Genomic DNA, 20,335 nt, shown 5'->3' on the forward strand with positions numbered 1-20,335 from the left:
CTCTGTCATTTCACACTCGAAACGGTAAAGGCGTTCTCGCCGAGTTGCACGACGAGCCGGCCATCGAAACGCTCGACTCGGACGCGATGGGCACCCGGTCCCGGATAGTCCGCGAACACGAACACGCCGGCCACGCGCGGCCCGCGCAGCTTGTCTTTCTGTACCACGAGGCGCTGCCCCGGCACGAGCTCCCAACTTTGATAGCGCAGCGCATTCGGGAACGTGCCGGTCAGATCGCCGCGCACGGAAAACCATTTCGAAGCGGGCAGCTCGGCGATGCGTTCGAGCAAGGCCTTATCGGTGACGAACACGACGTCGACGGCGACCGGACTATCGTTGTTCGCATCGTCGCTCGCAGCAAGGGTCAGCTCGTCCCACTTCACCTTGTCGCCCGACGGGAACAGCATCGAACAGCCGGCAAGACCCACGAAGCACAAGGCGGCCAAGAACCCGGCACCCCAGCGCCGCGGGCGCGCGTTGCCGCCAAGCGGTGCATCGCCACGCTCGAAGAGAAGCCGCCGCGCACGGCGTCGCCAGTCCGTCATCTTGCTCCCACTCCTATACCCATGATTACGATCAGAGAAGCCGCCACGATCGCGCACCCGGCCACCAAGGCGAGCTGCGCTCGCGTAAATGCTAGGCGTACCAACGCGGATTCGCCATAAGGCGTCGTCGATTGCGCCGATGCGGGGGCACGCTCGGCCTGCAAGCCCGCCGACACCAGCGCGACCACCGTGCAGGTCGACAGCAGGCTCAGCAAATTGCGCGGCCCGTCGCAAACCAAATCGATCGCCACGAACAGCACCAAGGCAGCCTCGGTCGGCAGGCGCAGCAACGACAGCGCGATCCCCGCCGCGGCAATGCCCCCCGCCCCGTTACGCCCGGCCGAAGCGAACGCGGCGAGGGTGGCGGCGGCGCCGATCATCGCATAGTCCGCGACGTCGAGCGAATGCGCATAAAGGTTCGCCACGAACGAAGTGACCAAAGCGAAATACAGCGCGGAGCCGGCACGCACGAATACCGCGCCGAACGGCACCACGAGTTCCGCCACGCCCCGGCTGCAACCGAGCTTCGCGCTCATCGCCTCGATCGTATGCGGGATCGCCGCGGTGGCCGTGCCCGAGGTAAAGCTAACCAGCATGGGGGCGCGCAAGCAGGTAAGCGCTCGCCCGAACGACACGCGCGTGCGTATGGCGATCGCGGCCACCGCGATGCACGACAGTCCCAGTGCCGACACGAGAAAAACGGAAATGAATCCGCTCATCGCCGACAGTATTTCGCGCGGCGTATGCGCGACCAAATGCGCCGCCGTACCGAACACGAGCACGGGCAACAACAGATTCGCGTAGTCGATGAGCGCCTCGAGCGCGCGATAGACGCTTTCGAAAATCCCGTTCAGCACTTTGGTCTGCTCGCTCGAGAGCGCCGCGAAGGCCATGCCGAAGAGGATCGTGCAGGTGAGAATGCCGAGCGCCCGGCCGTTCGCGAGCGCGCCGAAGAAGTTGTCGGGAACGACGTCCGTCAGCGCGAAGGCGCCGTCGCTCGCCGCCGCTGCGCCCTGCGAGAACAACGTCATGCTCACTTCGCCCGCGTTGCCCCCGCTCGCCAGAATCAGCCGGCCGAGTTGCGCGTGCGCGGCCGCCGGCAAGTGCAGACCCGGCGCCGTCAGCACGCCCGCCACCGTGCCGGCGGCACCGCCCAAGGCAACGAGCGCGATCGCCATCATCAGCATCGTGCCGATCCGCAGGCCGGGGCGCGGCAGCGCCAGCAACTGACGCAGCCCGAAAAACATCGCTACGACGAGCAGCGGCACGGCCGCCATCGTGACGAGCGAAATATAGACCTGGCCGATGGCATAGGCGGCCGCGCCCACCGGCTCCACGAAGGCGCCGGCGATGCAGCCGAGCACGATGCACAGCAGCAGCACCGGCGCGGAATTGGGCAGTTGTCTCAGCGCGTTCATCGTGGGCAATTCCAGCCGCGCTCGAGGCCGTACGAGACGGTCGCGCGCGCCAATTCGAGCGTGCTGTCGACGATCGGAATCGACGGCACGGTCATCTCCCGGGCCGCGAGCGGCAACTCCGTGCATCCCAGCACGACCGCCTGCGCGCCCTGCGCCAGCAGCCAATCGAGGGCAAGCGCGAGATGCAAGGCGGATGCATCGAGACGGCCCGCTTTGACTTCGCGGATACAGGCATCGATATGCTGCTGGGTCGCGCTATCGGGTTCGACCGGTTCGAGGCCCCGCGCGAGCAACATGCGCTGATAGAGCCCGCAATGGTACGTGCCGCCCGTTGCGAGTACCGCCACGCGCGACACGCCCGGCGGCAGCGCCGCCACGCTTGCTTCGGCGATATGAATGATCGGCGCTTTGCTATGCGTGCGCATCGCGTCGTACCAGTGATGCGCCGAGTTGCATGGAATGACGATCAGCTCGACCTCGTTGCGGTTGAGCATATCGATACCGCGCAGCAGCCCGGGCAACGGGCTCTCGCCGTTGCCGAGCAGCGCTTCGGACCGGTCCGGGATATGCGTGAGGTGCGCGACCAGCAACTCGAGATGCTGCTGATCGCACGACGCGCCCGCGGAGCTCGTCAACGCGATCACCTGTTCCATGAAATCGACGGTGGCAAGCGGCCCCATGCCGCCCAGGATGCCAATTAGCGCCATGGCGAGGTCCTAGAGCTTCAGCGGCCGGGGGCAAATGATCGACACGGCCGCCGTATTACCGATGACGAGGATCAGCGTGCGCAGCATGTCGCACAGCGGATCGACCGCGAGGAACAGGATGAAAGCCGCCTCGAACGGAAGGTTCAGGTAGACGCAGGTCATGCCGATCAGCGAGACCGTCACGAGCCCGGTCATGCCCGCCGAGGCGAACCCCGCGAGGATCGACGCGAGCAAGACGGTGCTGACTTCGGCTACCCCCAAGTGGCGCCCGTAAAGCTGCGCGATGAACAGCGTCGCGCAGACGTAGTAGACCATGGGGCCGACCCGTAGCAGCGACACGGTCAGCGGCACCATGAGTTCGACGCGCGCACGCGCGAAGCCGAGGCGGTCGGCCAAGCTTTCGATCATGCTCGGCATGCAGGCCGCGCTGTTGCGCGTCGCGAGCGCGAGTGCGAACGGCGCACGCAAGGCATCGAGCGTGCCGGCGAGCGAATGGGTCGAGCGTTTCCAAATGATCGCGGCCGCCAGCACGAGCAGCAATATCGCGACGACGAAGAACGCGACCACGAACTGAAGCATCGCATGCAGCGGCCCCACGCCCGACTTGCCCAGTTGCGCCGCGCTCATGCAGAACAAAATGAGCGGCAGCGGATAGCTGAGCCAGTGCATCAGCTTTTGGCAAGCATGGTAGACCGTCTCGAGCGCTTGACTCAAACCCACCGAGATCCGTTCGGGCACGCGGCCGACGGCCAGCCCGAAGAGCAGCGCGAACACGAGCGCCTTCAGTGCGTCGCCGCTCGCGAGCGCCGCGAAGATATTGCTCGGCACGAGGCTTTTCAGCATGTCGGTGAAACCGATCGTCTTCGGCACGGTATCGGCGCCGTACAGGCTCATGACGGTTTCGTTCGTGCCCGAGGCGTCGCTGCCGACCATCGCGCCGAACGTCTGCATCGTCGCGGTGGATAAGTTCGAGCCGGGGCGCATCGTGAGCAGCACGATGGCACCGATCACCGCGACGGTCGCAGAGGCGCCGAGGATCACGATCAAAACGCGCAGCAGCAAGCGTGAGGTCCCGCCGTCGCGAAACAAGCGCTGCAGGCTGAAAATCACGGCGGACACCATGAACGGCAGGGTCGTCATCTTCAGCAAGTTGACGTACAGGTCGCCGATCACCTCCAGGCGTTGCGCCATCATCGGCAGCAACAGGCCGAACGCGCTACCGATCGCGAGGCTGCCGATCACCATCCATGGATTCACCGCGAGGGCGTACAGTTTGTTCGAATTCATCGTTCGGTCTCCGAAATGCGCCTTATCGTTTTAGTTATCGGTGGCTTGCAAAAGCGTCTTCACATCGAGTTTCTTACTGCGCTCGCCGAGGAATTGATTGACGAACGCAAGTAGCGCCGGGTTAGATACGTTCACCCCGATCGCGATCGCGTCCTCGAGATCGTCCAGCGTCACCACGCGCAACTTCAGCGAGGCCGTCGGATCGCTCTTGAGCACGTGCTTGACTTCGAATTCGTCACGGTACGCGGCCGTCACCTCGCCCTTGTCGAGCGCGCCGAGCAGCGCGTCCCAACTCGGATAGGCCTTGACCTTCGCATTCGGGAAGTTGGTCTGCACATACTGCGAATACGACGAATTCATCACCACGCCGATCGTGCTGTCGTACGAGCGAATGACTTCGGGCGCCGGGCGGCCGTGGGCCACTTGCGCGAAGTTCAACCGGTTGAGCAGCAACGCGCGGTGCAAGCGAACATACGGCGTGCTGAAGCTGATGAGTTCGGCTCGCGCCAGCGTGCGCGAGAGTTTGCTGACCGCCAGATCGGCATCGCCGTTCGCGAGTTGCGCGACGACGCCGTCGAACGTTTTCGCCTCGCGATTGAAGCGCACCCTGACGCCGAGTTTCGCGGCAAGTTCATCCGCGATGTCGACGTCGATGCCTTGCAGGCGGCCGTTGCGCGTCTCGAAGAACGGCGGCTGGTCCACGCCGAGCATCGCTACGACGAGCTCGCCTCGGCTCACGATGCGGGCGAACTCGGGGGCAAGCAGGCGGCCGTCGGGCATGCGCACGAGCCCCGTCGCGGTCATCGCCATCGGCGCGCTGGCCGCGGCCGCAGGCGCGGCGGCGGGCGCCGGAGAGGGAGCGGCACTGGCGGCATTCGCGGCGTTCGTCCCGGCGAGAAGGACGAACAGCGCGAGGAGCGTCGAAAGAGCGGCGGCGGCGATGCGGCCCGCGAGCGGGATCGTCAAAGGCCGGCGAGAGGCGGGACCCGAAAAGTGAAGCGTAGGCATAGCAATTACCGGTTGCGTTTTCAAGAAGCGTTGGAAGCAGGGACGGCCGACGCGGCGGCATCGGGGCTCGCGGGCACGGGCGCGGGCGCGGTTTCGCTCGCGGCCGGCGTGCTCGCCGCTTGGGCGGGCGCGACATAGCGCGCACCGATCTCGACGCCGAGCAGGAACAGCAACACGCACAGCAGCAACACGCAGCAAGCCGCGATCGTCGCCATCCGTGTCGTCATGGAAAAAACGTAAGGCATCGCAGCGCGTCCTCAGGGAACCATGGTGGTGAATTGCGCCGGCGCGACGATCTGGATCACGCCGCCCCAGTTGCACATCAATTTCGAATCGTTTTGCAGCGCCGGCATTGAGCCGATCAGCACGGTCGGCGAACCGGGCGCCCACGGCGCCGCCGTGGCCGGTACGCACGGCATCGGCGTCAACACGCCCAGTGCCGCCGCGGTCGCCGCCGCGACCATCGGGTTCGCCGGGCAATTGCACATGCCGAACGGCATGACGTTCACCATGGGCGCGTTGTCCATGATGGTCGCGGCGGGCGCGCCCGCCATGACGCACGGCGTCGGCAAGACGTTCAACGACGAGGGCGCCACGCCGAAGCTACATTGCAGCATGGTGCCCGTGGTAACCAAGATGCCCATCGATCAGCCCTTCACCCATTTCTCGAAGTTCGACACGATCTTCGGCAAGCCCGCCGCTTGACCGGCGACGGGCGTATCGATATCGCGCCACGCCTCTTGCGGCTTGCCGCTCACGTAGCGGCGCTCGGCCATTACGCGGCCGTCCGGATCGAAGCGCCGCGCCGTCCCGTGCAGCAAGCCGGCGTGATACGGCAGGCTCTGCACCAGCGTGCCGTCGGCGGCGTACTCGCGCGTCTCGCCCTCGAGCGCCCCTGCGCGGTATCGCGCGCGCCGCACCACGACGCCTTCGTGCAAATAGAGCGCCTCGCCTTCGAGCTTGCCCGCCTCGTAAGGCAACCGCGCCGTCACCTGGCCCGATGGGGCATACGACACGCTCTCGCCTTGCAGCACGCCCGCCACGTAGCGCTGCCGCGCGGCCACGCGCCCGTCCTGATAGAGCGTGGTCACGCCATGCTCTTTGCCCTGCGCGTAGTGCGCTTCTTTCACGAGCACGCCCGGTGGATCGTACGCGCGCATCGGCCCCGACAGCGCACCGTGCGCATACTGCGCCTCGAACGTGGGTTCGCCTCGCGGCGTGCAGCGCATCATCGGGCCATGCGCCACGCCATTCGAGAGCGCATCGCGTCCGACGACCGCGCCGTTCGCATCGCGCTGCTCGATGACGACACGAGCCTGCTCCCCCGGCGGGGTGTCGGCAGAGGCAGGCAGGCGCTTAGGCTCGAGATCGGACATGGCGGTATCTTTCGGACGATGTGGGCGCGGTCAATTCAACTTCACGAGGCCGCCCTTCAGGGCCAGCATCCCGCCGCCGTCGATCGTCGCCGTCGCCGATGCCTTGCCCTGCACTTCGAGCCCTTGGAGCGAGAGGGTCGTGCCGGCCTTGTTTTCGAGCGTGGTCCCCGCCTCGTTCGAGAGCGACGTCCCGGCCTTCGAGGAGAGCGACGTCCCCGATTTGAACGTGATCGAACCGCTCACGTCGATCGTCAAATTCCCGCTGACCTTGAGCGTGTAATCGCCCGTGACGTCGTGCGTGAATTTCGCATGGTTCGTGTGCGTTTCATCGCCCGTCACGTCGAGCGAGCGCGTGCCTTTGACCGTGTGCGTTTCCTTGCCCGTCTGCACGTCCACGGTGCGGTCGCCCTTTTGCACCGTATGCGTCTCGTTGCCCGAGATGACGGTCGTGGCCAGCGCGTTTTCGATCGACACGTTCATGTCTTTCTGCGCATGCAGATACAACTCCTCGCTGCCGGTTTTGTCCTCCATCCGGATTTCGTTACCCGCGGTGCCGCTCTTGGACGAACGCGACATGATCGTGCTGCGCGTTTGCATCGACGGCATCTCGTAGGGCAGCGTGTTCGAATGGTTGTACACGCAGCCGGTTACGAGCGGACGATCGGGATCGCCGTCGACGTAACTCACGATCACCTCTTGACCGACGCGCGGCAGGAAGAAGTGTCCCCAGCCGTTGCCCGCCACGGTTTGGGCGACGCGCACCCAGCACGAGGTGTTTTCGTGCTCGGTGGTCGATCGGTCCCAATGGAACTTGACCTTGATTCGCCCATAGGCGTCCGTCCAGATTTCCTCGCCCGACGAGCCGCTGACCGTCGCCGTATGGTTACCGGCCACGACGGGCCGCGGCGTGACGAGCGGCGGACGGAACGGGACCGACGAGGGAAACACCACGAATTCGTTGCTGTACTGGTCGTTCGTCGCGCTGTGTTCGACGGCGCGCACGATGTAGTTCGCGTTCGCCGCGCTATTGGCGTGACCGCCGAGCGTGAAGCTCGAGCCGGCCGTCAGCGCGAAGCACACGCTCGCGCCCCTGCCCGTTTGCTGACCGACTTGCTGGGCCGCCAGCCGCAAATCGGCCGTACGGGTGCTGTCGGATGCCTGCGCATAACGGCCCGGAAACGTATAACGCGTGCCGTTCGTCGTCCCGCCCGAGGCATCCGACGTCGCCGTCGAAACGGCGGCCTGCGTGAAGTCGTAATCGGCCACGATGTGCGTGCGCTCGGTCAGCCCGGTCACGAGTTCGAAGGCGCTCACGCGCTCCGCCGGACTATGCGCCACCGAATCGCTGGAGAACCACAGCTTCGAGGCATTGGCTGTCGGCTCGTGCGCCGAGGGGCTATCGGCCAGCACCATCGTGTGGCTGCCGTTGGCGAACGTGAAGAAGTAGAAGATGCCCTCCTCCTCCATCAGCCGCGAGATGAACTGGAACGGGCTCTCGTCGTACTGCACGCAGTACTCGCGCACGGCGTAGGTACCCGTCGTGCTCTTCTTCACCGTCACGCCGAGGCCCGTCAACACCTGCTCCACGATATCGAGCGCGCTCTTGTTCTGATAGATCGTGCGGTCGCTGCCGAGCGTCGCGAGCCACAAACGCGGCGCGAGCGCCGCCGAGTAGTAGCCGTTAGCCGCGTCCGCTCCCACTTGGGCAAAGCGCGTGACGATCCCATTGAAATAGCGGGCCGTCCCGCCCTGCGTTTGCAGCGTCACGGTCACGCTTTGGCCGACGATCGACGCCGGCGCGAGCGCCGTGTTGGTCGAGCGCATGCGCAACTCAAAATGAAACGGCTCGGAGATCGCCTCGCGGCCCGAAAAACCCTCGAGCAACAGCACGTCCGCGCCGAACGGCGTGGTCACCGAAAGAAAGCTGCCGGACTGAACCGTCGTCGCTTGCGGCATATCAGGCTCCGTCCCCCGCGGTGAAACTGAACGCGAGGCTGCCCGTCGGCGTAAACGCCAGATGCACGGCGTCGAACGTTTCCGCCACCGAGATGCGCTCGAGCACCTCGCGCGCCAACTCGGGCAGCACGATTTGCGTGAGGATGTGGTCGACGTTGCGCGCGCCGCTGTCCACCTCCTTGCAACGCTCGGTGATCACGCGCGCGAATTCGTCGTCCCACGTGAGTTCGGCGTGATGGTTGCGCGCGAAGCGTTCCGCAAGCCGGTTCAGCTTCAAATTGACGATCGCCGCGATCTGCGCGTCGCCGAGGTGGTAATACGGCACGAGCACGAGGCGGCCCAGGAAAGCCGGGCTGAACTGGCGCAGCAACGCCGGCCGCAACCGTTCGATCAACTCCTCGGGCGGCGGCCGGCGCCCGCCTTGGCTCGCCTCGGTAATGATCTCCTGCGCCGCGTTCGAGGTCAGCAAGATCAACGTGTTCTTGAAGTCGATCGGCACGCCCTCGCCGTCTTCCATCACGCCTTTGTCGAATACTTGGAAGAACAACTCGAGCACGTCCGGATGGGCCTTCTCCATTTCGTCGAGCAGCACGACGCTATAAGGACGGCGGCGCACCGCTTCGGTCAGCACACCGCCGCGCCCGTAGCCGACGTAGCCGGGCGGCGCGCCTTTGAGTCCCGAGACGCTGTGCGCCTCCTGGAACTCCGACATGTTCACCGTAATCATGTTGCGCTCGCCGCCGTAGAGCGTGTCCGCCAAGGCGGCGGCCGTCTCGGTCTTGCCGACGCCGCTCGGGCCGACGAGCAGGAACACGCCCACCGGCTTGCCCGGATCGTCGAGATCGGCGCGGAACGTGCGCACGCGGCGGGCGATCGCGTCGAGCGCCTCGTCTTGACCGACGACGCGTTCGGCGAGCTTGTCGTGCAGATAGAGCACCGTATGCAGTTCGTCGGCCAACATGCGGCCGACGGGAATACCGGTCCAGCCCGAGATCACCTCGGCGACCATGGCCGAATCGACGTAGACGGGCACCATCGGCTCATCGTTTTGCACCGCCTCGAGGCCTTTTTCGAGGCGCCCGAGATTGGCCAATAGCGACTGCGCGTCCTCGCCCTCCTCGCACGGCTCAGGCGTCTCCACTTGACGCGCGATCTTGCGCCGCCAAGCCAGAATCTCTTCCACGGCGCGCTGCTCCGTGGCGAGCTTTTCCGTGAGGCGCGCGTGCTTCGTGCGCTGCTCGTCGAGCTGCTTGGTCAACGCCGCGATCGCATCGGCATGATCGGCGCCCGTCGCCGCCTCGTGACGCAAGATGCGTAACTGGTTCTCGCCCGATTCGAGGGCGCGGCCGAGCGCTTCGATATCCTGCGGCACGCCGCTTTGCCCGATGGCCACGCGCGCGCACGCCGTGTCGAGCACGCTGATCGCCTTATCGGGCAACTGGCGCCCCGAGATGTATCGATGCGAGAGCTTGACCGCGTCGCGCACCGCCTCGTCGACGATCTCCACGCCGTGATGATGCGCGAGCTTGGGTACCATCCCGCGCAGCATTTCGATGGCGACCGCCTCGCTCGGCTCGTCGACCTTGACGACTTGGAAACGGCGCGCAAGCGCCGGGTCGCGTTCGACGTACTTCTTGTACTCGGCCCACGTGGTGGCCGCGATCGTGCGCAGCTCGCCGCGGGCAAGCGCGGGCTTGAGCAGATTGGCCGCATCGCCCTGGCCTTCGCTGCCGCCCGCGCCGATCAGTTGATGCGCTTCGTCGATGAACAAAATCACCGGGACCGGCGACGCTTTCACTTCGGCAATGACCGACTTCAGCCGATTCTCGAATTCGCCCTTCACGCCCGCACCGGCTTGCAAGAGCGCGAGATCGAGCGAGCGCACGGTGACGTTCAGCAATGCGGGCGGCACTTGCCCGTGGACGATGCGCTGCGCGAAGCCCTCGACGACCGCGGTCTTACCCACGCCGGCCTCGCCCGTCAGGATCGGATTGTTCTGGCGCCGCCGCAACAGGACGTCGATCAGTTGCCGGATTTCCAGATCGCGACCGCAGATCGGATCGATCGCGCCTTCGCGCGCCAGCTCCGTGAGATCGACCGTGTACTGTTCGAGCGCCGAGCCGCCAGGCCTCGAGCCGGCGGCGGTGGGCATCGCGGGCACCGGCCCTTGGCCCGGCGCCGAGGCGCCCGCCGCCGTGCCCGCCGCGGCCGCGGCGGCCGGCCCGCCGTCTTCGTTCGACGCAGCCAGCACCGCCGCCAGCGATTCGCGCAACGTCGCCCGCGGAATCTTCAACAGCGAAGGCGCGGAATCGATCAACATCCCGCGCAGCGAGTCCTCTTCGAGCAAGGCAAGCAGCACCGTACCCGAGCGAATCTGCTGCTGGCCGAGCAGCATCGAACTCAATAGCCAAGCTTCTTGGAACAGGCGGGAAAAGTTCGGCGACAGCGCCGGCGTGCGGCCGTTGCCGCGCTTGAACTGATCCACGGCTTTTTGAAGCTGCGCGCACACGTCCGCCGAAGCCACCTCGAAATGCTCGAGGATGACGCGAAGATCGGGGGCATCCGATTCAAGCAGTTGCAGCAAGAAGTGCTCGACATCGACGCTATAGTGCGTTTGCCGCACGCATAGCTGCGCCGCAAGCTCCATCGCGTGCTTGCATGCCGGATCGAGCCTGCTGACCAAAGTGCGGATGTCGATTTCCATAGTCGCTCGGTTATGCGTTCGATGTGCGCCATGCCGCCGCGCTCGGCGTCATGCGCAGGGTGAGTCGTGCCGGCGCGCGCTCGGCGTTCGCGGCACGCTGCGCGCCGAGCCAAGACGTCCAGCCCAAACGCGCCGCGCCCGCGCCGCCGACCGCGCAAGCCGCCGGCCCCGGCGCGGGCCGCAGCACGACGTGTACGTCCAGATCCTGTTCCAAATACGACTGCACGAGCCATGCGGTCAACTCGTGCAACTTGCCGCCGGGTAACAGCGCTTCGAACCGGTCCGCCGGCAGATCGACGAATTCGATGCGGATGCCGGCCGCTTGATCCCAGCAGCGGCGTCCTACCACCGCTCTGCCGTTCAAGCGCGACGCACCGCGAGCCAGGCCCGATAAGCGCACCGAATCGCGCGCGTCGAGCTCGCGCCAGCCGCCGATGAATTGACCGCCGCGCGCCGCCACGCCGAGGCGATCCGACAGCATCGCCAACAAGCCGGCCATCGAACGCGGCGCGGCGCCGAACAGGCCGGCGTGACGCAGCCAGCGCCGGGCGCCGCCGGGTCCGCGCTCGCCCGCGCGCAGCCCCAAATTGCCGAGCGCGTCGAGGCATGCGGTCAGCGCCGCGTCGTCGGGCGCGCGTCCGTTGAGCCCCGGCGCATGCTTTTGCCGGCTTCGATACAGGAACGAAAGAAAGCGGTGATTGAAAATGTCGAGAAAATCCGACATCGCCGTCTCGCGCGCAGCGCGCCGCGCGAGCAGCCATTCCGTGAACGGCAACGGCAACGGCCCGTTCGCCCCGGCCAGTGTCATCGCCGCGCTGCTCACGGTGTAGGTCGTACGTTCGGGCTGCGGCGTCTGCGCGCGCACGGCGCGAATGTCGCTCGGCTCGAACGCGAGCGAGACGTGGCCGGCGAAGCGCACGGCCTCGTCGGTCCCATCGCCCGTTCCGACGGGCCGCGCCCACGATTGCGTACGCTCCAGCAGATGAATCGCCTGGAACAGATCGAAATCGTGCGGATGCGCGAGGAGCCGGGCGATCAGAGCAGTTGCTGGCAACCGGTCATCGGTTCCCATTGCTTCCATATCTCATCTCCACGGCAAACCACGAGCCGGACAAAAGAGTTGACCGAGGTGCACATCGCGAAGAAACGCGCGAGCACCGCGGCCATGAGCAGTGGCGAGCCGCCCACGAACGCGTCGGCATCGAACTCGACGTTCACCTCGGTACCGCGGCAATAGCCGCGCCAAGCGTCGGTCCCGACATGCGCCGTCACGTGCCGGGCCCCGATGCGGCTGATGCCGCGGATCTGATCTTGTTCGCGCAGCGCATCGGAGGCGAACAACATCAGCATCTCCTGCAACTCGCGCCGGCCGCCCGGCCCGCTGACGAGCGAGTGATAGTTACGCGTCAACACCGACACGAGCCGCCAAAGCGTCTCGCTGCCGAGCGGCGGATCACGTTGCGCGGTGGGCTCGTAAAGACATCGCACGCGCGCGTTGCGCGACACACGCTCCACCAGCATCCGAGCGCCGACCGGCACGTGCTCGGCCAGCCGGCGGTTCGTGCACAGCACGTTCGCGTAGACGATCGGCGAAGCGGGCGCCGCGAAATTGTGGCTGGCGTCGACGAAACTCAGGTACGTATCGACGCCGGGCACATTGCCGCGCACGCTATGTTCGCGCCGCGCGAACCAAAACGTCGAAGGCCGAGCCGCGCTATCGGCGTCCATGCGATCGACCGACGTGAAGCCCGGCAGCACGATCGCGCGATCGGCAACCGGATCGGAAGCGATGACCGAGACGATCGAATGCACTTCGGTGATCGCTTCGCGCTTTTGCTCGGCCACGAGCCGGTACTCGTAGCTGCGCCCATCCACGGCGATCGGCTCGGTCGTCTGTGCGAACAGATTGACCACGGGCGTGCACCCGAGACGGAAATGCTGCGCGCCGAGGTGCGCGAGCGAGCGCGGCATGCGATCCAGATGCAGCACGATTTCGCAACTACGTCCGCTACCGAACGCGCCGGCCGGCACATCCAAATCGAAGAAATGAAACTTGCGGGCGAACGCGAAATACTCCTGCAACAGCCCATAGGCCGGATGTGCGTGCGCCGGCTGCGGCAGCACGCGGTCTTCCTCGGCGTATCCCACTTCGCGCCAGGCCGCTTGCGAGAGCCGAACGAGCGGCGCGCCGGCCGGTGCGAGCGACACGCCGACGACGCCCGAGACGAGCAACTCGTACAGCGGCATCGTCACCATCCAGTCTCCATGCAGATGCAGCCTCAGCGTGCGTAGCTCGAGCTCCGAAAAATCGACGCCCGGCTCGCACTCGAGGCGAAGGCGCAGCGTCGAATCATCGCCGAAACGCGCGTCGGCGATCGTGAGCGGCCACAGCACGGTTTCCCACGCGGTGCGGAAGCGGCACGCATCGCCCGCTTCGGTCTGCGCGGAGAGTCCCGTATGGCGCGGCACGCGAAAGCCCGCCGTCACTTTGCCCTGGGTCGGATCGAGTTCGAACTGCGCGACCGTCATCGACGGCACGCTTTGCGCGAGCGAAGGGCACACGTTCTCGAGCAGCGCCGAAGCGATCTGCGGAAACGCTTGATCAAGATCGCGATGCACGCGCGCCGCGAGAAACGCGGTGGCTTCGATCAGCCGCTCGGTGTGGGGGTCGAGCGATTCCGTTCCGTGCAGGGCGAGACGCGCGGCGACCTTCGGGTAGCGCTGCGCGAAGTCGGCCCCCTGCACGCGCAGGTAGGACAGCTCTCGCTTGTAGTACTGAAGAATGTCGTCTGGCGCCATGTCGCTCAAGATCCGTCGAGGTCGTCTTGGGGATCGCCCGCGCCGGCCGCCATTTCGAAGAACACGTGTTCGACCGATCGCTCCACGCGAATGTCACCCTCGACGATGAGCACCGCGTCGCGGCTACGCTCGTCCTTGAAGCCGAACTTCACTACGACGTTGACGAGCCGCGGCTCGAAGAGCGCGATCGCGCGCCGCACCGCCGCCAAAATCGCATCGCGATCCGCGCCCGAACGCAGCGAGCGTTCGGAAAAATCGGGCACGCCGTAATCGAGCACGCCGCACTCGCTCTTCGCGAACTCGGCCATCGTCAGCCGCGAGCGTGCGTTGAGCAGGCGTGACAGTTCGCGCGCCACCGATTGCCGCAGCGCGCCCTCGCCCTCGAGCCAGGCGCCGGTATCCTCGACGAGCCGCTCGAAGAGCGGCATCGGATAGCCATGACGAAGGGTCGACATAACGAATCGCGTGGAACGATCGGTGACACGGCGCGCCGCGTGTGGGCGGCGCACCGCGCGCACCTCGGTTACGAGGCGCTAGCCGCCTTGTTCGCGGCGAGATCCCAGCCGAACGAGGCGTTACCCTTCTTCGTCGAGTCGGTGCTTTGCTGCGTGTACTGCGACGTGATTTGGGTGAAGTGGATCGTGACCGAATCCGACATTTCCGAGCTGCCGCCGCCCGTGCTGATGTGCGAGATCATGGCGTTGGTCAGCACGTACTTCATCAGCAGCATGAATTTGCCGCCTTCGTTGCGGCCGATCGAAATCGTCGCATCGCCGAGCTTCGTGCCGGCGGCGCAAGCCGCGTACAGCGCCGGTGTGGCTTGATCGGTCGCCTTCGTCACCGAAAACTCGCTGAACGTCGGACGGCCCATCGTGCGTTCCGTGTTCGACGTGTCCGAGTTCATCGGCATGCTGACGCTGTGGCTGAACGAGTACAGGATGATGCCGTCGGCGTAGCCGTCGATCATCGAGTTGCCCTTGATGTCCTTGAACTGCAGGATGACTGTATCCATGTTTGATCCGATTCGATAAATGGCGGAAGAAGCCGCGGCGCTCGAGCGAGCGCCGCGCGTTCATAGGTCGCTCGAGCGTTAGGCAGCCGCTGCCGGCAGATCGGCCACGAGGCGGATCGAAGCCGTCAGATCTTCCATTTGGAAGTGCGGCTTGATGAAGCACGTCGCGCGATAGGAGCCGGGCTTGCCGGGCACCTCCGTCACGTCCACGCGTGCTTCGCCAAGCGGGAAGCGGGCCTTTTGCTCCTGCGACGCCGACGGGTTGATCAGCACGTAATCGGAGATCCAGTTGTTCAGATACGCTTCGATGCCGCCGCGCGTCTGGAAGCTGCCCACCTTGTCGCGCATGATGACCTTCAGGTAGTGCGCGAAACGCGACGCCGCCAACACATACGGCAAGCGCGCGGAGAGTTGCGCGTTCGCATTGGCTTCGTCCTTGTTGTAGAGCACCGGCTTGTTGGTCGTCTGGCCGCCGAAGAAGGCCGCGAAGTTCGACCCCTTCGAATTGACGAGCGCGATGAAGCCCAGATCGCTCAATTCCTTCTCGCGCCGATCGGTGATCGTCACTTCGGTCGGGCACTTGAGCACCACGTCGCCTTCGGACGTCTTGTACGCATGGGCGGCGATGCCGTCCACCTTGCCGCCGCCTTCCACGCCGCGAATGGCCGTGGACCAGCTGTACTTGGCAAACGCGTCGGTGATGCGCAGGCCCATCTGGTAAGCGGAATTCGCCCACAGATACTTGCTGTGATCCGAACCGTCCACGTCTTCCTCGAAGCTGAACGTTTCGACAGGCTTGGTCTTCGCGCCGTACGGCAAGCGCGCGGCGTAGTTCGGCAGCACGAGCGACACGTAGCGCGAATCCTCCGACGAGCGGAAGCTGCGCCACGTCGCGAGTTCGGCGCTCTCGAAGATCTTCGACAGATCGCGCGTCACGCCGAGTTCGGTGAACGACTTCAGATCGAACAGGCTCGGCGCGGCCGCGGCGATGAACGGCGCGTGCGCGGCGGCGGCCACCTTCGAGATGCGCTCGAGCAGCGCGATGTCCTGCGGATGACGGCCGAACGTGTAATCGCCGATCAAGAGCGAGTACGGGTACCCGCCGAACGTGCCGTATTCTTCTTCATAGACTTTCTTGAAGAGCACGCTCATGTCGTGATCGACCGCGGTTTCCAGGTCCTTGAGCAGTTCCTTCTTCGTCACGTTGAGCAGACGCAGCTTCAGCCGCGTGCTCGTCTCCGTGCCGTAGACCATGTCGTGCAGCCCCGTCCACGAGGCTTCGAGCGCTTGGAACGCCTCGTCGTGCATGATCGCGTTCAGTTGATCCGTGAGCAGCTTGTCGATTTCGGCGACGCGCTCGTTGATCATCGCCACCACGCCCTTGTCCGGGCTCGTGCGCATGCCTTCGTCGAGAATCTGCGAGGCGAGCTGACCGATCAGCTTTTTCGCATAGACGCCTTGCGAAGGTTCGACGGCCATGTTGCCCTCGAGCACGATACGGTCGAGCAGGCTCAGGTCTGCGGTCGTCGTGGCTGCGGCGGCCGACGATTCGACGGCGGAATTCGTTTCCATCAGATAGTCCTTTGTCAGTTCGTTGCATCAGCGACGACGGGCGCATGCCCGCGTCGCGCCGCTCACGCCGCCGGCGCGCCTTCGGCTGCCGGCTCCGCGCCGGCGGCAGCACCGCCGTTCGCCTCGCTCTGCACCTTCTTCAATTCCTCGGAGTTCTGCACGATGCGCTCGAGGATCGAATCGAGTTCGTCGTTGCCGTCGAGCTTGCCGAGCAAGTCGCGCAATTGTTGGCGCGCTTCGAGCAGCTTGGCCAAGCGCGGCACTTGACGCACGATGCTTTCGGGGTGGAAATCGGAGAACTGATTGAACTTGAGTTCGACCTTCAGATTGCCTTCGCCCTTCATGGTGTCCGGCACCGACAGATCCAAACGCGGTGCGACCTTACCCATGATTTCGTCGAAATTGTCGCGATCGATCTCGACGAAGCGCCGCTCTTTCAACTTGGGCAGCGGCGTGGCCGGCTGGCCCGACAGATCGGCGAGCAAGCCGACGACGAGCGGCAGCTCGCGCTTTTCTACGGCGTCGCCGATCTCCACGTCATAGGTGATCTGAACGCGCGGCGGACGATTGCGCCCGACCCACTTCTGCAAACTATTGGACATGGTCCCCTCCGGACTGAAAAACACAAACACGCGATCGACATAGCGCCGTGCATGACACTTCGCGATGAAATGACTCGGATTCGTAGGGGGGCGGGTACTTCGATACGGGGAGCGAAAATCACCCCTAAAGATGCCGGGAGGACTGCGGACGCGAAGGCTAGCCATATAGGCCGTTGCATCGCACCGCTTCCCAGCCGTGGCGATGAACCGGCACGCCCCCCCGACCGCACACCGATTCACTGCAAAGGCAAGCGCGATCGTCATCCGACGTTGCGCGTACCTCGTAATGGCTTACTCAAACGGTAGACGTTCGAAGATCCGTGGGTTGGTCCTGTGTTGGAAAGCTGATGTGGTCCGTCACGCTTAGCAAACTTCTGTTCTGATGTCTTTGAGGCCGGACTCTAGCATAGAAAACTTAAAAAGTGTGGTGTATCCAACAGACACGCGCGCATTTAAATTTGGGACTCAGTCGCCAGCACAAATTGTTAAGTAACGGAGTGAAATTTATGCCGCTCGCGGCGAAAGCAACGTTCCGTGAAAACCCTAGTTGTGCGGACCGGGCTCCATCGTCGAACTCACTCCGACTAGCGGCGCTTTTCGTAGGAAAAGTAAAAAGTCGTGCTACGGGCCCGCTATCCCGAGCCGGGAAATGAAACCGTTCCCATCGTTCCCGAGCGCGGCTCGCTACCTTCAAGCCATTTCAACTCAATGACACTCTCTGCGCCAAAGATCGCCATCGGACCGATGCGCCGGGCACCTACAGTCGGGCTTACCATCGTTGCAACGCGCTCGGCCTCGCTGCTATCCTGCGCGGGATTTCATGGTGCGTTCGATGTGCCTGCGCCCGGATCTTCAGCAATAAAAAGCACGTCGTTTTTAGATCCAAAGGTGAATACCTCATGCCTGCATTTCAATCTCCCGTATTCACCGTTTTTAATCACGGAACATGCGCCAGCCGCGATGGGCAAGGAGAAATCGTCGCCGAATTCGGACGCCTGGCCGCTGGCGTCGAATATCGTGACTTTCTCATCTGCGACGGCCCCGGCAGTAATCCGACGACAAGCGCGATACCCGGGCAATTCAACCCGTTCACGCGCGACAAACAAAAGAAGGCATTTTTCGGCAGCAAGGAGATGGGACACACCCATCATAATTGGCAAGCCACCGGGATAATGACGGGGGCGGGCTGGGACGATAACGTCATGCACGCCGTGGCGACGATCGCGGAACTCAATCCCCCGCCAAAAACGGTGAATATGCTCGGCTGGAGCCGTGGCGCCGTGACTTGCACGAAGCTTGCTTATAAGCTGCGCGAAATCTTTCCCGACATTGCCGTCAACATCTTCGCGGTGGACCCGGTCGCGGGCATCGGTAACAAGAGCGACGACGATGCCAGCACGATCCGCGGCAACGTCAAGAATTACTTAGCGGTCCTATCGATGCACGAGACGCGGGGCTTCTTCAAGCCCCAAGACGCCAAGCGGGTCACGTTCACCAACGGCGCGACGAACGCGATATACGTTCCGTTCCCGGGCAATCACAGCGGCCAAGTCAATCTCGACAAGACCGTTAAAAAGGATTTGGGCGAATCCGCGCAAATGGTCTGGTTTCTTGCGTGGAAGTTTCTCGATCATTTCGGCACGCGCTTCACGGCCCCCCCTTCACCCAATTACAGCGGGCTGGAGCAGTGCAACCTCTATGCAAAAATGATCGCGAAGATGCCGGGATATAAAAAGACGAGCCCGGGGTTTTCACAAGCCGTGTTAGGCGCACGCAAGACGCGGGACTTCCTGAACAACCGGGTCGATCAGTACGTCAAATTCTCCGAATTTTTCATCAACGAGCACCATCGCCGCATATTCAAGCGTATGTTGCCCGCGCTTTACGCATGGGTATTCGAGAACCAGGGGATCGACACGGGCGCGGTCATTCAGGACTACCGGAAAGCCGAGTTTCATTTGGCCTTGAAGCAGTCGCTGATCGACATCGGCTTTCAGTCGACTCGGCTCGGCGGGGTTCCCACCGTGTTGCTCCCGATTCGGGGCGGCGGCGCACAAGCGGTCGACATTTCGGTCCGGCAACTCACCGCGAGCATGTCCGGCATGGGACTGTATGTTTGAACGTCGAACTCGATCGACCCGAAGCCGGTTGAGGCAACCCGCCGTCGCGATACGTTGACTTGCGTCAACCGCGGCGGCCGCCGTACGGCCAAGATAAAGGTACCTAAAGGTACCGCTATGCCGGACACGGCAACGATTAGCGGCGAGCTTGAATCTTGACTGCCGACGGTTGCCGAACAATGCACAAACGACACTCGATACGCTACTGGTGGTGGCTCTTGCCCGCGGCGTTCGGCGTGGCGCTCGCTGCTCGAGCCGAGGCGGATAAGCTCGCCACGCGTATCGTCGTTCCAGCGCAACGCTATGACGAACTCGTCTCCGATGCAGTAATCGAATCGACGCGACAAACCGAGATCGCGGCACAGGTCCCGGGGCGCGTCACCGCGCTGTACGTCAAAGCGGGGGATCGCGTGCGTGCCGGCCAACCGCTATTGGCGGTGGACCAGCGTGCGGCGGACCAGCAACTAGCGGCCGTGCGCGCGCAGGCCGCGGCAGCGCAAGCCGAACTCGACGTTGCGAGGCGCGAACTCGAGCGCACCCAAACGCTGTTCGCTAGAAAGTACGTGAGCCAGGCCGCGCTCGAGCGCGCGCAAGCGCGCTACCAAGCGGCATCGGCCATGACGAGCGCCCGCCTTGCCGACACCCGAGCGGCCGCCGTCGTACCCACGTTGCACAGCATCGCCGCGCCCTACACCGCCATCGTCGCGCGCGTGGACGTCGAGCTCGGCTCGATGGCGATGCCCGGCACCCCGCTCGTCACCGTCTTCGATCCGGGCGCGCTGCGGGCCGTCGCGACCGTACCGCAATCGCGCGCGGCGACGTTGCGCATCCAATCGGCCGTACGCGTGGAGTTGCCCGATTTGCCCGAGCCGCAGCGCTGGCAAACGGCGAGCGCGGTCACGATCTTGCCGCTCGCCGATCCGCAGAGCGACTCCATCAAGATTCGTCTCGCCTTGCCCCCTGCGACGGACGAGGCGATACGGCCGGGCATGTTCGCGCGCGCGCACTTCCCGGTCGGCACGCCGCACGCGCGTTTGATGGTGCCGCGCTCGGCCGTGATACGCCGCACGGAGGTCGATGCCGTCTATGTCGTGGCCGGCGACGGCAGCGTCACGCTACGCCAGGTGCGGCTCGGCGAGACGAGCGCCGATCAAGTCGAAGTGTTGGCCGGGCTGTCTGCCGGCGAGCGCATCGCCCTCGATCCGCTCGCCGCGGCCAAACGCTGACGC

General features: G+C 64.6%; 18 protein-coding genes. 2 read left to right on the forward strand and 16 right to left on the reverse strand.

The annotated features are described in order from the left end of the window. Positions 1–5 precede the first annotated feature (5 nt). The 16 genes from C0Z18_RS16730 to tssB form a co-directional block, all read right to left on the reverse strand. On the reverse strand, positions 6–545 hold the full coding sequence (locus C0Z18_RS16730) for a hypothetical protein (RefSeq protein WP_233217344.1): 540 nt from the start codon (positions 543–545) through the stop codon (positions 6–8). Then, positions 542–1,963: a dicarboxylate/amino acid:cation symporter gene (locus C0Z18_RS16735; protein WP_102646530.1), complete on the reverse strand. Its 1,422-nt coding sequence runs from the start codon at positions 1,961–1,963 to the stop codon at positions 542–544. The genes C0Z18_RS16730 and C0Z18_RS16735 overlap by 4 nt, the downstream gene beginning before the upstream one ends. After that, positions 1,960–2,670 carry a cysteate racemase gene (gene cuyB, locus C0Z18_RS16740; protein WP_102646531.1) on the reverse strand — a complete coding sequence of 237 codons (711 nt, stop codon included), beginning with the start codon at positions 2,668–2,670 and terminating at the stop codon, positions 1,960–1,962. The genes C0Z18_RS16735 and cuyB overlap by 4 nt, the downstream gene beginning before the upstream one ends. Before the next feature lie 9 nt (positions 2,671–2,679). Further along, a complete protein-coding gene (locus tag C0Z18_RS16745; protein ID WP_102646532.1) occupies positions 2,680–3,957 on the reverse strand; it encodes a dicarboxylate/amino acid:cation symporter in 1,278 nt (425 codons plus the stop codon). A gap of 30 nt (positions 3,958–3,987) precedes the next feature. Continuing rightward, complete coding sequence (locus tag C0Z18_RS16750; RefSeq protein ID WP_102646533.1) at positions 3,988–4,965, reverse strand: substrate-binding periplasmic protein; 978 nt, start codon at positions 4,963–4,965, stop codon at positions 3,988–3,990. 20 nt (positions 4,966–4,985) lie between these two features. Beyond that, the gene (locus C0Z18_RS16755) at positions 4,986–5,210 is read right to left on the reverse strand and encodes a hypothetical protein (protein WP_102646534.1); all 225 of its coding nucleotides are present in this window, start codon (positions 5,208–5,210) and stop codon (positions 4,986–4,988) included. Positions 5,211–5,222: 12 nt separating this feature from the next. After that, positions 5,223–5,609, reverse strand: a complete 387-nt coding sequence (locus C0Z18_RS16760; RefSeq protein WP_102646535.1) for a DUF4280 domain-containing protein — start codon at positions 5,607–5,609, stop codon at positions 5,223–5,225. Between the two features lie 3 nt (positions 5,610–5,612). Then, entirely contained in the window at positions 5,613–6,341 is a 729-nt protein-coding gene (locus C0Z18_RS16765) for a toxin-antitoxin system YwqK family antitoxin (protein ID WP_146014024.1), read from the reverse strand. A gap of 30 nt (positions 6,342–6,371) precedes the next feature. Next, positions 6,372–8,297, reverse strand: a complete 1,926-nt coding sequence (locus C0Z18_RS16770) for a type VI secretion system Vgr family protein (RefSeq protein ID WP_102646536.1) — start codon at positions 8,295–8,297, stop codon at positions 6,372–6,374. 1 nt (position 8,298) lies between these two features. After that, complete coding sequence (gene tssH / locus C0Z18_RS16775; protein ID WP_102646537.1) at positions 8,299–11,001, reverse strand: type VI secretion system ATPase TssH; 2,703 nt, start codon at positions 10,999–11,001, stop codon at positions 8,299–8,301. A gap of 10 nt (positions 11,002–11,011) precedes the next feature. Then, positions 11,012–12,082 carry a type VI secretion system baseplate subunit TssG gene (tssG, locus tag C0Z18_RS16780; protein ID WP_102646538.1) on the reverse strand — a complete coding sequence of 357 codons (1,071 nt, stop codon included), beginning with the start codon at positions 12,080–12,082 and terminating at the stop codon, positions 11,012–11,014. After that, complete coding sequence (tssF, locus tag C0Z18_RS16785) at positions 12,037–13,800, reverse strand: type VI secretion system baseplate subunit TssF (RefSeq protein WP_102646539.1); 1,764 nt, start codon at positions 13,798–13,800, stop codon at positions 12,037–12,039. Before tssF ends, tssG begins: the two co-directional genes overlap by 46 nt. Before the next feature lie 5 nt (positions 13,801–13,805). Further along, positions 13,806–14,255: a type VI secretion system baseplate subunit TssE gene (tssE, locus tag C0Z18_RS16790; RefSeq protein ID WP_102646540.1), complete on the reverse strand. Its 450-nt coding sequence runs from the start codon at positions 14,253–14,255 to the stop codon at positions 13,806–13,808. Positions 14,256–14,323: 68 nt separating this feature from the next. After that, entirely contained in the window at positions 14,324–14,812 is a 489-nt protein-coding gene (locus C0Z18_RS16795) for an Hcp family type VI secretion system effector (RefSeq protein WP_102646541.1), read from the reverse strand. Positions 14,813–14,890: 78 nt separating this feature from the next. Continuing rightward, positions 14,891–16,384: a type VI secretion system contractile sheath large subunit gene (gene tssC / locus C0Z18_RS16800; protein WP_102646542.1), complete on the reverse strand. Its 1,494-nt coding sequence runs from the start codon at positions 16,382–16,384 to the stop codon at positions 14,891–14,893. A gap of 62 nt (positions 16,385–16,446) precedes the next feature. Next, positions 16,447–16,986 (reverse strand): type VI secretion system contractile sheath small subunit, encoded by a 540-nt coding sequence (tssB, locus tag C0Z18_RS16805; RefSeq protein ID WP_102646543.1) that lies wholly within the window; start codon positions 16,984–16,986, stop codon positions 16,447–16,449. Positions 16,987–17,885: 899 nt separating this feature from the next. On the opposite strand from tssB, the gene C0Z18_RS16810 reads away from it, so the two are divergent. Beyond that, positions 17,886–19,106 carry a DUF5621 domain-containing protein gene (locus C0Z18_RS16810; RefSeq protein ID WP_102646544.1) on the forward strand — a complete coding sequence of 407 codons (1,221 nt, stop codon included), beginning with the start codon at positions 17,886–17,888 and terminating at the stop codon, positions 19,104–19,106. Positions 19,107–19,285: 179 nt separating this feature from the next. After that, a complete protein-coding gene (locus C0Z18_RS16815) occupies positions 19,286–20,332 on the forward strand; it encodes an efflux RND transporter periplasmic adaptor subunit (protein ID WP_102646545.1) in 1,047 nt (348 codons plus the stop codon). The last annotated feature ends 3 nt before the right edge of the window (positions 20,333–20,335 follow it).

The organism is Trinickia dabaoshanensis, from assembly GCF_002879885.1.
Lineage (GTDB): Bacteria > Pseudomonadota > Gammaproteobacteria > Burkholderiales > Burkholderiaceae > Trinickia > Trinickia dabaoshanensis.

Bases quoted from the DNA above. Each gene is read 5' to 3' on its own strand.
- C0Z18_RS16730 (WP_233217344.1), bottom strand. From the start codon at position 545: ATGACGGACTGGCGACGCCGTGCGCGGCGGCTTCTCTTCGAGCGTGGC.
- C0Z18_RS16735 (WP_102646530.1), bottom strand. From the start codon at position 1,963: ATGAACGCGCTGAGACAACTGCCCAATTCCGCGCCGGTGCTGCTGCTG.
- cuyB (WP_102646531.1), bottom strand. From the start codon at position 2,670: ATGGCGCTAATTGGCATCCTGGGCGGCATGGGGCCGCTTGCCACCGTC.
- C0Z18_RS16745 (WP_102646532.1), bottom strand. From the start codon at position 3,957: ATGAATTCGAACAAACTGTACGCCCTCGCGGTGAATCCATGGATGGTG.
- C0Z18_RS16750 (WP_102646533.1), bottom strand. From the start codon at position 4,965: ATGCCTACGCTTCACTTTTCGGGTCCCGCCTCTCGCCGGCCTTTGACG.
- C0Z18_RS16755 (WP_102646534.1), bottom strand. From the start codon at position 5,210: ATGCCTTACGTTTTTTCCATGACGACACGGATGGCGACGATCGCGGCT.
- C0Z18_RS16760 (WP_102646535.1), bottom strand. From the start codon at position 5,609: ATGGGCATCTTGGTTACCACGGGCACCATGCTGCAATGTAGCTTCGGC.
- C0Z18_RS16765 (WP_146014024.1), bottom strand. From the start codon at position 6,341: ATGTCCGATCTCGAGCCTAAGCGCCTGCCTGCCTCTGCCGACACCCCG.
- C0Z18_RS16770 (WP_102646536.1), bottom strand. From the start codon at position 8,297: ATGCCGCAAGCGACGACGGTTCAGTCCGGCAGCTTTCTTTCGGTGACC.
- tssH (WP_102646537.1), bottom strand. From the start codon at position 11,001: ATGGAAATCGACATCCGCACTTTGGTCAGCAGGCTCGATCCGGCATGC.
- tssG (WP_102646538.1), bottom strand. From the start codon at position 12,082: ATGGAAGCAATGGGAACCGATGACCGGTTGCCAGCAACTGCTCTGATC.
- tssF (WP_102646539.1), bottom strand. From the start codon at position 13,800: ATGGCGCCAGACGACATTCTTCAGTACTACAAGCGAGAGCTGTCCTAC.
- tssE (WP_102646540.1), bottom strand. From the start codon at position 14,255: ATGTCGACCCTTCGTCATGGCTATCCGATGCCGCTCTTCGAGCGGCTC.
- C0Z18_RS16795 (WP_102646541.1), bottom strand. From the start codon at position 14,812: ATGGATACAGTCATCCTGCAGTTCAAGGACATCAAGGGCAACTCGATG.
- tssC (WP_102646542.1), bottom strand. From the start codon at position 16,384: ATGGAAACGAATTCCGCCGTCGAATCGTCGGCCGCCGCAGCCACGACG.
- tssB (WP_102646543.1), bottom strand. From the start codon at position 16,986: ATGTCCAATAGTTTGCAGAAGTGGGTCGGGCGCAATCGTCCGCCGCGC.
- C0Z18_RS16810 (WP_102646544.1), top strand. From the start codon at position 17,886: ATGCCTGCATTTCAATCTCCCGTATTCACCGTTTTTAATCACGGAACA.
- C0Z18_RS16815 (WP_102646545.1), top strand. From the start codon at position 19,286: ATGCACAAACGACACTCGATACGCTACTGGTGGTGGCTCTTGCCCGCG.